The sequence below is a fragment of the Streptomyces sp. NPDC028419 genome, assembly GCF_055565515.1.
In genome coordinates, this window is sequence record NZ_JBVHUE010000035.1 from 77,817 (window position 1) to 91,780 (window position 13,964).

The following is a 13,964-nucleotide window of genomic DNA, read 5'->3' on the forward strand; positions in this document are numbered from 1 at the left end:
TCACAGGGGGACACCATGAACGCTCGTACCCGCACGTTGATCGCCGCCACACTGGTCCTGGGGATCGCCTCGGGCCCGGTGCTCGCCCACGCGGCCCCGGCCCCGGCCGCGGCCTCCGTTTCGGCCGTCGCTTCCGGGGTCGCCGCGCCCACGGTCCCGACCCCGCCGAACGCGGCGGCGCTGGCGGAGGCGATCGCCGGGCTCGGCGCCGAGAACGAGCACGCGACCGCGGCCCTGGTGCGCGTGGGCGGCACCAGCGGCAGCTGGCAGGGAAGTGCGGGCGTCTCGGACGTGCGCACCGGCCGCCCGGCGATCGCGGAGGGCCGCTTCCGGGTGGGTTCGGTGACGAAGACCTTCACCGCGGCGGTGGTGCTCCAGCTGGTGGCCGAGGGCAAGGTGGGCCTGGACGAGACCGTCCAGCACTGCTTGCCCGGCCTGCTGCCGGACACCTTCAAGGCCGTGACCGTGCGCCAGCTGCTCAACTACACGAGCGGCATCCAGTCGGCCGACGGCCCCGGCGACGGCTTCGAGAACGCCTGCCCCCACCGGTTCGACATCAGCGACCCGCACGCCATGATCGCCAACGCGGTGGCCAAGGGGCCCGCTTTCGACCCGGGGGCCAAACAGGAGTACCTCAACATCGGCTACACGATCCTGGGCGTCCTGATCGAGAAGCTGACGGGCACCTCGTACGCGAAGGCGGTCGAGGCCCGGATCGCCAAGCCCCTCGGGCTGCGCGACACTTCCTCCCCCGGGCCGCTGCGCGTCCGGATCCAGGGTCCGCACCATCACGGCTACCAGGCGGTCCCGCGGGCGGGCAGGGCCCGCGAGTTGGTCGACGTGAGCGACTGGAACGTCTCCGCCCAGTTCGCCGCGGGCGACCTCGTCTCGACCACGGCGGATCTGGAGCGCTTCACCGTGGCCCTCTTCAGCGGGCGGCTCGTACCGAAGACGCAGTTGGAGGAGATGTTCACCGTGCCCAAGGTGAAGAACACGGACGGCCAGGACGCGGATCTGACCGCGGGCATGAAGCGCTTCGTGCTGCCGGGCGGGGTGGTCGCCTGGGGCAAGACGGGCGCCCGCCCCGGCTACAACACGGTGATCGGCGGCACCCGCGACCTCTCCCGGACGCTGGTCTACTCGCTCAACTCCACGGACGCGAAGGGCCAGGAGATGAACCCGATAGCCGAGAAGCTGGTGATGGCGGCCTTCAAGAAGTGACGTCGGACATCGCTTCCAGCCGCTTGATCATCCGGCGGAGCACCAGCAGCGGGATCACCCCGAACACGCCGAACGACATGTCGATGAGGCTCCACCCGAAGGGGATGCCGCGGATCGGTCCGCAGATCAGGGCCAGCGGGATGATTCCGGCGCAGGCGATCATGCCCGCCTCGACGATCCAGATGTTGCGGACCGGGTCGCGGTGGACTCCGTAGAAGAACACCGCGATCACCAGGTGGGCGAAGGCCAGCCAGTCGGTTCCGTAAAGGAGGAAGGGGTAGTCCGCATCGGCCCGCTCCAGCCCCTCGCCGACCCGCCGCAGCCACTCGTGGGAGATCAAGGAGTTGGCCCAGTGGAGCTCACTGACCAGCGGGAAGGCAGTGAGACCGCTGAGCACCAAGCACACGATGAACAGGGCCAGCCAGGCCCTGATCCGACGCAGCAGAACGCCTCGTTCGATCATGGACTGAAGAGTACGCCGATTTCTGAACACGTTCAGCAAAATCTCTGAACATGTTCAGTTTCCTCTCCCGGCGCAGCCCTTCCCCACCTCAGAGGCCGACGATCGCGTTCCAGCGCTTCGCGAAGGACTGGCGCTCCGCCGTCGAGATGTCCCGGGCCACGACGAGCCGCTTGCGCATCTCGTCGTCGGGGAAGATCAGCGGGTTCGCGGCCAGTTCGGCGGTGTCCTTGTCATCGGAGCCGGCCAGCACCTCGCGGGCGGCGGGCACCGGGCAGACGTAGTTGACGGAGGCGGCGAGCTCGGCAGCGATCTCGGGCTGGTAGTAATGGTCGACGAGGGCCTCGGCGCTGGCCTTGTGGCGGGCCAGGTTCGGGATGAGCAGGCTCTCGGCCCACAGCTCGGCGCCTTCCTCCGGGACCACGAACTCGATGTCGGGGTTGTCCGCCTGGAGTTGGATCGCGTCGCCGGAGTAGGCCTGGCAGGCGAGCACGTCGCCCTTGCTCAGGTCCGAGGTGTAGTCGTTCCCCGTGAAGCGGCGGATGTGCTTCTTCTGGACCATCTCCTCCACCTGGTCGCAGACCCGGTGGAAGTCCGACTCGGTCCAGCGCGTGACGTCGACGCCGTTGCCCTGCATCAGCAGGGAGAAGGACTCGTCGAGCCCGGAGAAGAGCGTCACCTTGCCCGCGAGGTCGGGGTGCCAGAGCTCCTTGGTGGACTTGAGCTCCCGGCCCAGCGCCTTGCGGTTGTAGGCGATGCCGGTGATCCCCGACTGCCAGGGGACCGTGTGCAGGCGCCCCTGGTCGAAGGCCGGGGCACGCAGCTGCGGGTCCAGGTACTTCGCCACGTTCGGCTGGGTCGCGCGGTTCATGGTCTGGGCCCAGCCGAGCCGGACGAACCGGGCCGCCATCCAGTCGCTGACCACCACCAGGTCGCGGCCGGTCTCCTGGTGGTTCATCAGGGCCGGGCTGACCTTGCCGAAGAACTCGTCGTTGTCGTTGATCTCCTCGGTGTACTTCACCTCGATCCCGGTCCGCTTCGAGAAGGCGTCCAGCGTCGGGCGCCGGGTCTCGTCCTCCTCGTCGGTGTCGATGTAGAGCGGCCAGTTCGCGAAGGCCAGGCTCCGGTCGGCGGCGGAGCGGTCCGTGCCTTCCCGTCGGTCCTCCGGGACATAGGCGGCGGGCACGCCACAACCGACGAGGCCGGCCAACAGGCCCGCGGCGCCGAGGCCGCGCAGGGCCGCGCGGCGGGAGAGAGCGAGTTCAGGCATGCGCACAGACTGGGCGAACGCGAAGGGGCGGGCAATAGACATGTTGTCTACTGCCCGCCCCTTGAGCGAACGGCGGTGAACGGTGCGCCGACAGGTCGGCGACCGGTCAGCCGTCGTCAGCCGTCGTCAGCCGTCGTCAGCCGTCGTCAGCCGTCGAGCGAGGTCATCACGTGCTTGATGCGGGTGTAGTCCTCGAAGCCGTAGGCCGAGAGGTCCTTGCCGTAGCCGGACTTCTTGTACCCGCCGTGCGGCATCTCGGCGACCAGCGGGATGTGGGTGTTGATCCACACGCAGCCGAAGTCGAGGTTCTTGGACATGCGCATCGCGCGGCCGTGGTTCTTGGTCCACACGGAGGAGGCGAGGGCGAACTCGACGCCGTTCGCGTACTCCAGGGCCTGCGACTCGTCCGTGAAGGACTGGACGGTGATGACGGGCCCGAAGACCTCGTTCTGGATGATCTCGTCGTCCTGCTTCAGGCCGGAGACCACGGTCGGGGCGTAGAAGTAGCCCTTCTCGCCGACCTGGTGGCCACCCGCCTCCACCTTGGCGTGCGCGGGGAGGCGCTCGATGAAGCCCGCGACCTGCTTCAGCTGGTTCGGGTTGTTCAGCGGGCCGTAGAGCACGTCCTCGTCGTCCGGCTGACCGGTCTTGGTGTCGGCCGCGTTCTTGGCGAGCGCCGCGACGAACTCGTCGTGGATCGACTCGTGGACGAGGACGCGGGTCGCGGCGGTGCAGTCCTGGCCCGCGTTGAAGAAGCCCGCGACCGCGATGTCCTCGGCGGCCTTGGCGATGTCGGCGTCCTCGAAGACGACGACCGGGGCCTTGCCGCCCAGCTCCAGGTGGACGCGCTTGACGTCCTTGGCGGCGCTCTCGGCGACCTGCATGCCCGCGCGCACCGAACCGGTGATGGAGGCCATCGCCGGGGTGGCGTGCTCGACCATCGCCTTGCCGGTCTCCCGGTCACCGCACACGACGTTGAAGACGCCCTTGGGCAGGATCGAGTCGATGATCTCGGCCATCAGGATCGTGGAGGCCGGGGTGGTGTCCGAAGGCTTGAGGACCACGGTGTTGCCCGCGGCGATGGCCGGGGCGAACTTCCACACGGCCATCATCATCGGGTAGTTCCACGGCGCGACCTGCGCGCAGACGCCGACCGGCTCGCGGCGCACGATGGAGGTCATGCCCTCCATGTACTCGCCGGCCGAACGGCCTTCCAGCAGACGGGCGGCGCCCGCGAAGAAGCGGATCTGGTCCACCATCGGCGGCAGCTCCTCGCTGGCCGTGAGGCCCAGCGGCTTGCCGGTGTTCTCGGACTCGGTGGCCACCAGCTCCTCGGCGCGCGCCTCGAAGGCGTCCGCGATCTTCAGGAGGGCCTTCTGGCGCTCGGCGGGGGTGGTGTCGCGCCAGCCCGGGAAGGCCGCCGCGGCGGCGGCCATGGCGGCGTCGACGTCTTCCTGCCCGGACAGCGGGGCGCTGGCGTACACCTCGCCGGTGGCGGGGTTGACCACCTCGGTGGTCCGCCCGTCGGCGGCGTCCTTGAACTCCCCGCCGATGTAGTTGCGCAGACGACGCAGTTCGCTGGTCACTACGGCCACTCTCCTGATCACATGTCCAATGGTTGAGACAAAAGCCCAGCCTAGCCGCTGTGGAGACGCTTTCGACAGAGCCGGACGCCACGAACTACGAAATCCGCGTAATCCGAGACCTCGAACAACGAATTACATCGGTTACCGCTTGCGGAACAGACGACTCCTCGTGCACAGTGAGGTCGTGGTCAGTCGAAGCGCAGATTCCAGGAACAGACAACCGTCCCCTTCGGTCGATGCTGTGTCCCTGGCGATCATCGAGCAACTGCAAGAGGACGGACGCCGCCCCTACGCGGCGATCGGCAAGGCCGTGGGCCTCTCCGAAGCCGCCGTGCGCCAGCGCGTGCAGAAGCTGCTCGACCAGGGCGTCATGCAGATCGTGGCCGTCACCGACCCGCTCACCGTGGGCCTGCGGCGTCAGGCGATGGTCGGCATCAACGTCGAGGGAGACCTCGACCCGGTGGCCGACGCGCTGACCGCGATGGCCGAGTGCGAGTACGTGGTGATGACCGCGGGTTCCTTCGACCTGATGGTGGAGATCGTCTGCGAGGACGACGACCACCTGCTCGACACGATCAACAAGAAGATCCGCGCGCTCCCCGGCGTGCGATCAACCGAAAGCTTCGTTTACCTGAAGCTGAAGAAGCAGACCTACATGTGGGGAACCCGATAACCGTGAGCCAGGACCTCTCCAAGACCGCGTACGACCACCTGTGGATGCACTTCACCCGCATGTCGTCCTACGAGAACGCGCCCGTCCCCACCATCGTCCGGGGCGAGGGCACCTACATCTGGGACGACAAGGGCAAGCGCTACCTGGACGGTCTCGCCGGACTGTTCGTGGTCAACGCCGGTCACGGCCGCAAGGAACTGGCCGAGGTCGCCTACAAGCAGGCGCAGGAACTCGCGTTCTTCCCGATCTGGTCGTACGCGCACCCCAAGGCCGTCGAGCTGGCCGAGCGCCTCGCCCACTACGCGCCCGGCGACCTGAACAAGGTCTTCTTCACCACCGGTGGCGGCGAGGCCGTCGAGACCGCGTGGAAGCTCGCCAAGCAGTACTTCAAGCTGCAGGGCAAGCACACCAAGTACAAGGTCATCTCGCGTGCGGTGGCCTACCACGGCACCCCGCAGGGCGCCCTGTCCATCACCGGCCTGCCGGCGCTCAAGGCCCCCTTCGAGCCGCTGGTGCCCGGCGCGCACAAGGTGGTCAACACCAACATCTACCGCGCCCCGATCCACGGCGACGACCCGGTGGCCTACGGCCGCTGGTGCGCCGACCAGATCGAGCAGGAGATCCTGTTCGAGGGCCCGGACACCGTCGCCGCCGTCTTCCTGGAGCCGGTGCAGAACGCCGGTGGCTGCTTCCCGCCGCCGCCCGGCTACTTCCAGCGCGTCCGCGAGATCTGCGACCAGTACGACGTACTGCTCGTCTCCGACGAGACGATCTGCGCCTTCGGTCGCCTCGGCACGATGTTCGCCTGTGACAAGTTCGACTACATCCCGGACATGATCACCTGCGCCAAGGGCATGACCTCGGGCTACTCCCCGATCGGTGCCTGCATCATCTCGGACAAGCTCGCCGAGCCGTTCTACAAGGGTGACAACACCTTCCTGCACGGCTACACCTTCGGTGGCCACCCGGTCTCCTCCGCCGTGGCCCTCGCCAACCTCGACATCTTCGACAAGGAGGGCCTCAACCAGCACGTGCTGGACCACGAGGACGCCTTCTTCTCGACGCTGAAGAAGCTGCACGACCTGCCGATCGTCGGTGACGTCCGCGGCAACGGCTTCTTCTACGGCATCGAGCTCGTCAAGGACAAGAACACCAAGGAGTCCTTCACGGACGAGGAGACGGAGCGCGTGCTCTACGGCTTCCTCTCCAAGGCGCTCTTCGAGAACGGCCTCTACTGCCGCGCCGACGACCGTGGCGACCCGGTCATCCAGCTGGCCCCGCCGCTGATCGCCGACCAGGGCACCTTCGACGAGATCGAAGGAATCCTGCGCTCGGTGCTCACCGAGGCGTGGACCAAGCTCTAGATCAGACCCCGGCACCGCCGGCCCCCACGGCCCGGATCCTCCGTTCGAGTGAGAACGAGAGGGTCCGGGCCGTGTGCTGTAGCCAGCCAAGACGTTCATCTCTTTACATCTCATTGCGGCGCCAGTGACCAAGCGGGCTCCGCTTCGTTCCCCCGGACGGAGGTGTACGCCATGGTTGCTCCACCGGACAACGACGTGCTCTGGGCACGCTCACTGCACTACTCCCACAGCGGATCGCCCGGCCTCATCGGTGTCTCGATCGGCGTCCGCCAGGGCGAGGTCCTCGCCGTCACGGGCCCCCGCGGCAGCGGCAAGACCACGCTGCTGCACTGCCTTTCCGGGCAGCTCGTGCCCGAACAGGGCGAGGTCTGGTTCGACGGCGTCCCCGTGCACACCATGGGGACGCTGGCCCGGGAGCGGCTGCGCCGCGACCGGTTCGGCTGGATCGGCCCCGAGCCCGGGCTGCTGCCGGAGCTGAAGGTGTGGGAGAACGCCGCGCTGCCGCTGCTCCTCGCGGGCGCCCCGCACCGCGTCGCCAAACACGCCGCCTGCGAGTGGCTGGACCGGCTCGACATCGGCGGCTTCGCCCGCAAGCGCCCCGGCGCCCTGACCCGCGCCGAGTCGCAGCGGGTGGCCCTGGCGCGGGCCCTGGTCGGGGACCCCTCGGTGATCTTCGCGGACGAACCGACGGCCCCGCTGCACCGCACCGAGCAGGCCACCCTGCTCCGTACCCTGACCACCGCCGCCCGCTCGCACGGGATCACCGTGCTGCTGGCCACGCACGACGAGCGGACCGCCGAGGTCGCCGACCGCCGCGTGGCGCTCCTCGACGGCCGCCCGGCGCCGACCGCGGCCGGGGGCGCGGAGGCGGGCATGGCGGCGGAGCCGGGCGCGGAGGCGGACCCGAGCGGGGACGCGGACACCGCCGCGGCCGGTCCGGGGCTGGCGACGGAAGCGGAGGGTCAGGGCGCGTGCTCGCTCTCCGCCTGACCCGGGGCTCCCGGCCGCTCGTCCAGTTCCGTCGACTGCTGGTCGCGGCCGCCTCGGCCGGCACCGGTTTCCTGCTGCTGTACGTGCTGGCGGGGGCGCTCGCCGGCCCTGCCGGATCGTTCCCCCGGCTGTTGTGGGCGCTCGTCCCGCTCGCCGTGACCGTGCACTTCGCCGTCGCGGTGGCCCGTACCGACCCGGCCACCCGACCCCGCGAAGGGATGGACGCGGCAGGACTGGGGCCCGTACGGCGCGTGCTCGTCGCCGCGATCTCCACCGCCATCGCCTGCACCCTGGGCAGCGCGGTCGCCCTCGCCGCCTTCCTGCACCTGCGCGGGGAGGTCTCCGGGCTGCCCTTCGACGGGGCCGGTGCCTCGCTCCTGCACGCCGACCGACCGCTGCCGGTGGCCGCCGCCCTCACCCTGCTCGCGCTGGTCCCGATCATCGCCTCGGCCACCGTGGCCCTCGCCCTGCGGCCCGGGGCGCGGGCGCGCCGCACCCCGCAGGCCGAACTTCCGTGGGGGATCTCACTCACCGCCTGCGGGCTGGCGGTCGAGGCCTACGCGGGCCGCGGCGGCCCCGGGATGCTCACGGGCTGGGCGCTCACCGCCGTCGGGCTGTCGCTCGCCGGGCCCGGACTGGCCTACGCCTGCGGCACCCTCGTCCAGGCGGTGCGCCCCGGCGCGACGCGGCTGCTCGCGGGCCGGATCCTGCAGGAGGAGGCGCCCCGGGTCGGCCGCCCGCTCGGCGTGCTGTGCGCGGTGGCGGCCGGGGCGCTGACCGCCCTGGCCCTGCGCGAGCGGGGCGGACTGCACGTACCGCTGGGGCCGCTGACCGGACCGACGGCCGCGCTGGTCGGCGCCTGCGCCGCCGCGACCCTGCTGACCACCGCCGTCGAGATCCGCCAGGGCCGGTCACCGGCCCGCGAGGCGCTGCGCGGCCTGGGCGGCGCGGCCGGGGTGCTGCGCGGCGCGGTGGCGCTGCGGGCCGTCGCCCTGCTCGTGGTCTGCCTTCCGCTCAGCTGGGGTGTGGCGCAGCTGACGGTGACCGCCTTGACCCACTGACGCGGACAGCCCTTAGGGTGGGCGAAATGGCTTACCCGGACATCGAGATCGAGACCCTCGCCGAATTCGACCAGGTCGTCGCCCGCGGGGACCTGAGCGGCTACCGCATCCAGTCGGTCAACCTGCTGGAGCGCACCCTCGCCCTGCTGTCGAGCGACACCACCGCGGCCGTCTTCCTGGGCTGCCCCATGGAGCCGGACGCGGCCGCGAAGGTGCGCGCGGACGGGGCGCTGGTCTTCCCGCCGGTGCCCGATCTGCCGTTCAACCCCTACCGGGGGCTGCTCTACACGCCGGAGGAGCTGTTCGCCTCGCTGTCCGCCGGGTACGAGGCCACCCCGGACGCCGAGGCGTACTCCTGGTTCCAGGAGACGAAGGCCGACGGCGACGTCCTCTCCTCCATGCTGCGGTCCCTCCACGACGACGCCATCTCGGACGCCCTGGACGAGCACCTCACGGGCGCGCGGGTGGTGGGCGTCATGGGCGGGCACGCCATGGCCCGTGGCGGCCCGGCCTACGCGGGCGCGGCCCGACTGGGGCGGAGCCTGGCCCGGACCGGGCTGACCGTGGCCACCGGCGGCGGACCCGGCGCGATGGAGGCGGCGAACCTGGGTGCGTACCTGGCCCCGGCCGCGGACGACGCGCTCACGGAGGCCCTGAAAATGCTGGCCGAGGCGCCGTCGTTCGCCCCGTCGGTCTCCGAGTGGGCGCGGGCCGCCTTCGCCGTGCGGGAGCGCTGGCCCGACGGCGGTGACTCGGTGGGCATCCCGACCTGGTTCTACGGCCACGAGCCGCCGAACGCCTTCGCGGGCCACATCGCGAAGTACTTCGCGAACGCGGTGCGCGAGGACGGGCTCCTCGCCCGGTCCAACGCGGGCGTGGTCTTCCTGCCGGGCGCCGCGGGGACCGTCCAGGAGATCTTCGACAACGCCACCCCGAACTACTACGGGTCGCGCGGCGAGCCCGCCCCGATGATCCTGGTCGACCGGGAGCACTGGACCGAGCGGCTCCCGGCGTGGCCGCTGCTCCAGGCCCTGGCGGCGGGCCGACCGATGGAGTCCCGGATCGCCCTGGTCGACTCCGTCGACGAGGTTCCGGCGACACTCGCGTCATTCGTTTAGGGGTACGAGGCAACTTCCGGGGCCGATAGGCCGTCTGGCATAGGTAATAGATACGTAAAACCTGCCAGACGTGAACGGAGCCCTCTGTGCTCATAGGCCTGCTGACCGCTGTCGCGGCTTCCATCTGCTACGGCACGGGATCCGTCCTACAAGCCGTGGGCTCCCGCAAGGCTGCCCGGAGTTCCGAGGCGGGCGCGGGGGTCACCCAGCACGGGGGCCCGAACCTCGCCTCCACCGCGAAAGCGGCGATGACCTGGGAGTTCATCGTCGGCACCATCCTGGACTTCCTGGGGTTCGGACTCGGTGCGCTGGCCGCCCGGCTGCTGCCGCTGTTCCTCTCCCAGACGGTCATCAGCGCCAACCTGGTGATCACCGCCGTGCTGAGCGTGAAGATGCTCGGCATCCGGCTGACCCGCAAGGAGTGGACCTCGATCGGTGTCGTCTGCGGCGCGCTGGTGCTGCTGGCGACGGCCGCGGGCCATGAGGGCGGACACCACGCCGCGGCCGCCACGCACTGGTGGCTGCTGGCGGTGACCGTGCTGATCATCGGCGGCGGCACGGTGGCCGTGCGGTTCCTCGGTGGGCGGGCGGCGATCCTGGCGGGTCTGCTGTCCGGTCTGGCGTTCGGTGCGCTGGGTGTGGGCGTGCGGATCCTGGACGGCATCGAGCCGTTCTCGCTCGGTGCGCTGCTGGCGGACCCGGCCCTGTACGCGATCTTCCTCGCCGGGACCGGCGGCATGTACCTGCACACCGTGGCCCTGCAGATCGGCTCGGTGAACGGTGCGACCGCCGCGCTGGTCGTGGGCGAGACGGTGCTGCCGGGGGCCATCGGCGTCCTGTGGCTCGGGGACGCGTCCCGGCCGGGGCTGGCGTGGTTGGCCGTACTGGGCTTCGTCCTGGCGGTGGCCGGTGCGGTCGCGGTGGCCTGGTTCGGCAACCACGACGGCGCCGAAGCCGAAGCCACCCCCAACACCAAAACGGACCCCCCAGTCCCGGTCCCCTAACCCCCGGCCCGGGCCGGGCCGACCGCCGCGACCCGTCCTCGCCCCGGCCCGGACTCATCCAGCCTCCGGCGGGCCCTCAAACGCCGGGCAGGCTGGACATGCCCTCCGGGCACTCCATCCCAGCCCGCACCACCCCAGCCCCGCCGGCGTTTGAGGCGCCGCCCGAGGCACGGACTGGCCGCGCGGGCCCGGCCAGGGCGCGCCACCCCAGCTCCGCCGGACGCCACCCCAGCCCCGCCGGCGTTTGAGGCGCCGCCGGAGGCGCGGACGGGCCGCACGGGCCCGGCCAGGGCGCGCCGCCCCAGCCCCGCCGGACGCCACCCCAGCCCCGCCGGCGTTTGAGGCGCCGCCGGAGGCACGGACGGCCCGCACGGGCCCGGCCAGGGCGCGCCACCCCAGCTCCGCCGGGGGCGGTGGTTACTCCGGGGGGAGGACGACCACCTCGGACGGGGTGAAGGTGACCGTGATCCGGTCGCCGGGGGCCGGCGCCCCCGCCCAGCCGCACTCGGCCTCCAGCACCGGCCCCGCCGCAGCCCGCACCCGCAGCGCCACATGCGTCCCCCGAAACGTCCGCGCCTCCACCACGCACCCCAGCCCGGAGGGCCCCGGCACCACCCCCGCCGACCGCACCAGCACCCGGCACGCCCCCTCCGGGGACCCCTCCGGCACCGGGATCCGCCCCCACACGGTCCGCGCCACGCCCCCTGAGACCTCCGCCGGAACCACGTTCTCGAAGCCGAGGAACCGCGCCACGAACTCCGACGCGGGCCGCTGCCAGACCTCCAGCGGGGTCCCGACCTGGGCGATCCGCCCCTCCCGCATGACCACCACCCGGTCGGCGAGCGCGAACGCCTCGCCCTGGTCGTGCGTCACGGCGAGCACGGTCGTACCGAGCCGGGAGAACAGCTCCCGCAGCTCGACGACGAGTCGCTCCCGCAGCCCCCGGTCCAGCTGCCCCAACGGCTCGTCGAGCATCAGCAGCCGCGGCGACGGAGCCAGCGCCCGGGCCAGCGCCACCCGCTGCTGTTCGCCGCCGGACAGGGAGGCCACGGCCCGGCGCTGCGCCCCCGGCAGGCCGACCAGCTCCAGCAGCTCCGCCACCCGGACCTCGTACGACGACCGCGCCGCACCCCGCATCCGCAGGCCGAAGGCCACGTTCCCGCCGACGTCGCGGTGCGGGAAGAGCTGGTGGTCCTGGAACATCAGGCCCACCCCCCGCCGGTGCACCGGCACCCCGCGCTGGTCGGCCCCGCCGAGCCGCACCCGCCCGCCCGCGGTCGCCTGGAGTCCGGCGACCACCCGCAGCAGCGTGGACTTCCCGCTGCCGCTCGGCCCGAGCACGCACACGGTCTCGTGCTCGGCGACCGCCAGGTCCACGGCGTCCACGACCGCGCGCTCGCCGAAGCGCACCGACACCGCGCTCAGTTCCAGCAGGGTCATCAGAACTCTCCGGAGGTCTTGTCGGGGCGCAGCCGCTCCAGCGCCAGCAAGGACGCCGCGCACACCAGCATGAGGATCGTGCTCAGGGCCATCGCCTGCCCGTAGTTCATCTCGCCCGCGCGCCCCAGCAGCCGGGCCACGGCCACGGGCAGCGTCGGGTGGTCGGGCCGGGCGATGAAGACGGTCGCCCCGAACTCGCCGAGCGAGACCGCGAAGGCGAAGCCGGCGGCGATCAGCAGCGCCCGCCGCACCAGCGGCAGGTCCACCTCCCGCCAGGCCCGCAGCGGCGAGGCCCCCAGCACCGCCGCGGCCTCGCGCAGCCGGCCGTCCACCGCGCGCAGGACGGGCAGCATGGTCCGTACGACGAAGGGGACGCCGACCAGCGCCTGGGCCAGCGGCACCAGGATCCACGAGGTGCGCAGGTCCAGCGGCGGCTCGTCCAGGGTGATCAGGAAGCCGAAGCCGACCGTCACGGCCGACACGCCCAGCGGAAGCATCAACAGCGCGTCGAACCCGCGCACGAAGCGGCCCCCGCGCCGGGTGAGCGCCGCGGCCGCGAGCCCCCCGACGAGCAGGGCGATGGCGGTGGCGGCCAGGGCGTACTGGAGGGAGTTCCAGATCGCCTCCAGCGGCGGCACCAGGAAGGTCCCGCCGCCGGCGCCCGCCTCTTGCAGGGCCCGGTAGTAGCGGAAGCCGTAGCCCCCGGGCGCGTCGAAGGACCGTTCCACCAGGACCCCGAGCGGCAGCACGATCAGCAGCGCGACCGTCAGCAGGACCGCGCCGAGCAGCAGCCGCTGCCCGATGCCGCGCGGCCGCTGGGCCGTCCCCGCGGGATCGACCAGGCGCAGCGCGGTCTCCCGCTTGCGCACGGTCCAGGCGTGGACGCCCAGGATCGCGCCGACGGCCACGAACTGCACCATCGTCAGGACGGCGGCGGTCGGCAGGTCGAGCAGCTGCGCGGTCTGCCGGTAGACCTCCACCTCCAGGGTGGAGTACGCCGGTCCGCCGAGGATCTGCACGACGCCGAAGGAGGTGAAGGTGAACAGGAACACCATCAGGGCGGCCGCGGCGACGGCCGGGCCGAGCGCGGGCAGGGTCACCCGGCGCCAGGCGGCGAACCGCCCCGCCCCGAGCACCCGGGCGGCCTCCTCCTGGCGCGGATCGAGCTGCGCCCAGAGGCCGCCGACCGTGCGGACGACCACGGCGTAGTTGAAGAAGACGTGGGCGAGCAGGATCGCCCAGACGGTGGTGTCCAGCCGTACGCCCCACAGCTCGTCCAGCATCCCGCCGCGTCCGACCAGGGCCAGGAAGGCGGTGCCGACGACCACGGTGGGCAGCACGAAGGGAACGGTGACGACCGCCCGCAGCAGCTGCTTGCCCGGGAACTCGAAGCGGGCGAAGACGTAGGCACCGGGCAGCGCGATCAGCAGGGTCAGCGCGGTCGAGGCGAGCGCCTGCCACGTGGTGAACCAGAGCACGTCGGCGATGTCGGGCCGGGCGAGGACCTCGCCGATCCGGCCGAACTGCCAGCCGTCGTCGCTCCGCAGCCCGCGGCCGACGATCGCGGCGACCGGGTAGGCGAAGAACAGGCCGAAGAAGGCGAGGGGCAGGGCCATCAGGGCCAGCCGCAGCGCAAGCGCCCGACGCCCCTCGGCGCCCGGCGACGGCCCGACCTGACCGGACCCGGGGGGGGGGGGGGGGGGGGGGGGGGGGGGGGGGGGGGGGGGGGGGGGGGGGGGGGGGGGGGGGGGGGGGGGGGGGGGGGGGGGGGGGGGGG

The 13,964-nt window shown here is 71.8% G+C and carries 12 protein-coding genes; 7 read left to right on the forward strand and 5 right to left on the reverse strand.

Annotated features, from left to right (window positions below):
- Positions 1–15: 15 nt before the first annotated feature.
- A complete protein-coding gene (locus ACZ4UB_RS32265) occupies positions 16–1,221 on the forward strand; it encodes a serine hydrolase domain-containing protein (protein WP_468075671.1) in 1,206 nt (401 codons plus the stop codon).
- Here ACZ4UB_RS32265 and ACZ4UB_RS32270 read toward each other — a convergent pair.
- The 3 genes from ACZ4UB_RS32270 to ACZ4UB_RS32280 form a co-directional block, all read right to left on the reverse strand.
- Complete coding sequence (locus tag ACZ4UB_RS32270; RefSeq protein ID WP_468075673.1) at positions 1,211–1,684, reverse strand: hypothetical protein; 474 nt, start codon at positions 1,682–1,684, stop codon at positions 1,211–1,213. The two genes, ACZ4UB_RS32265 and ACZ4UB_RS32270, sit on opposite strands and share 11 nt — an antisense overlap.
- A gap of 88 nt (positions 1,685–1,772) precedes the next feature.
- Entirely contained in the window at positions 1,773–2,951 is a 1,179-nt protein-coding gene (locus ACZ4UB_RS32275) for a polyamine ABC transporter substrate-binding protein (RefSeq protein WP_468075676.1), read from the reverse strand.
- Between the two features lie 146 nt (positions 2,952–3,097).
- Complete coding sequence (locus ACZ4UB_RS32280) at positions 3,098–4,537, reverse strand: gamma-aminobutyraldehyde dehydrogenase (protein ID WP_467966119.1); 1,440 nt, start codon at positions 4,535–4,537, stop codon at positions 3,098–3,100.
- 169 nt (positions 4,538–4,706) lie between these two features.
- Here ACZ4UB_RS32280 and ACZ4UB_RS32285 point away from each other — a divergent pair, with 169 nt between their 5' ends.
- From ACZ4UB_RS32285 to ACZ4UB_RS32310, 6 genes are all read left to right on the forward strand, one after another.
- Positions 4,707–5,210 carry an Lrp/AsnC family transcriptional regulator gene (locus ACZ4UB_RS32285; RefSeq protein WP_037791052.1) on the forward strand — a complete coding sequence of 168 codons (504 nt, stop codon included), beginning with the start codon at positions 4,707–4,709 and terminating at the stop codon, positions 5,208–5,210.
- Positions 5,195–6,574 (forward strand): aspartate aminotransferase family protein, encoded by a 1,380-nt coding sequence (locus ACZ4UB_RS32290; RefSeq protein WP_468075678.1) that lies wholly within the window; start codon positions 5,195–5,197, stop codon positions 6,572–6,574. The genes ACZ4UB_RS32285 and ACZ4UB_RS32290 overlap by 16 nt, the downstream gene beginning before the upstream one ends.
- 171 nt (positions 6,575–6,745) lie before the next feature.
- Positions 6,746–7,564, forward strand: coding sequence for an ABC transporter ATP-binding protein (locus ACZ4UB_RS32295; protein ID WP_468075681.1), 819 nt, complete (start codon positions 6,746–6,748; stop codon positions 7,562–7,564).
- Complete coding sequence (locus ACZ4UB_RS32300) at positions 7,546–8,625, forward strand: hypothetical protein (RefSeq protein WP_468075683.1); 1,080 nt, start codon at positions 7,546–7,548, stop codon at positions 8,623–8,625. Before ACZ4UB_RS32295 ends, ACZ4UB_RS32300 begins: the two co-directional genes overlap by 19 nt.
- A gap of 26 nt (positions 8,626–8,651) precedes the next feature.
- Entirely contained in the window at positions 8,652–9,743 is a 1,092-nt protein-coding gene (locus tag ACZ4UB_RS32305) for an LOG family protein (protein WP_468075686.1), read from the forward strand.
- 86 nt (positions 9,744–9,829) lie between these two features.
- The gene (locus ACZ4UB_RS32310; RefSeq protein WP_468075689.1) at positions 9,830–10,747 is read left to right on the forward strand and encodes a DMT family protein; all 918 of its coding nucleotides are present in this window, start codon (positions 9,830–9,832) and stop codon (positions 10,745–10,747) included.
- 417 nt (positions 10,748–11,164) lie between these two features.
- Here the strand turns inward: ACZ4UB_RS32310 and ACZ4UB_RS32315 are convergent, their stop codons facing one another.
- Positions 11,165–12,187, reverse strand: a complete 1,023-nt coding sequence (locus ACZ4UB_RS32315) for an ABC transporter ATP-binding protein (RefSeq protein ID WP_468075691.1) — start codon at positions 12,185–12,187, stop codon at positions 11,165–11,167.
- Complete coding sequence (locus tag ACZ4UB_RS32320; RefSeq protein WP_468075694.1) at positions 12,187–13,803, reverse strand: ABC transporter permease; 1,617 nt, start codon at positions 13,801–13,803, stop codon at positions 12,187–12,189. Before ACZ4UB_RS32320 ends, ACZ4UB_RS32315 begins: the two co-directional genes overlap by 1 nt.
- Positions 13,804–13,964: the final 161 nt, after the last annotated feature.

Excerpts from the sequence above, each read along its gene's own strand:
- ACZ4UB_RS32265 (WP_468075671.1), top strand. The coding sequence starts at position 16 with ATGAACGCTCGTACCCGCACGTTGATCGCCGCCACACTGGTCCTGGGG.
- ACZ4UB_RS32270 (WP_468075673.1), bottom strand. The coding sequence starts at position 1,684 with ATGATCGAACGAGGCGTTCTGCTGCGTCGGATCAGGGCCTGGCTGGCC.
- ACZ4UB_RS32275 (WP_468075676.1), bottom strand. The coding sequence starts at position 2,951 with ATGCCTGAACTCGCTCTCTCCCGCCGCGCGGCCCTGCGCGGCCTCGGC.
- ACZ4UB_RS32295 (WP_468075681.1), top strand. The coding sequence starts at position 6,746 with ATGGTTGCTCCACCGGACAACGACGTGCTCTGGGCACGCTCACTGCAC.
- ACZ4UB_RS32305 (WP_468075686.1), top strand. The coding sequence starts at position 8,652 with ATGGCTTACCCGGACATCGAGATCGAGACCCTCGCCGAATTCGACCAG.
- ACZ4UB_RS32315 (WP_468075691.1), bottom strand. The coding sequence starts at position 12,187 with ATGACCCTGCTGGAACTGAGCGCGGTGTCGGTGCGCTTCGGCGAGCGC.
- ACZ4UB_RS32320 (WP_468075694.1), bottom strand. The coding sequence starts at position 13,803 with ATGGCCCTGCCCCTCGCCTTCTTCGGCCTGTTCTTCGCCTACCCGGTC.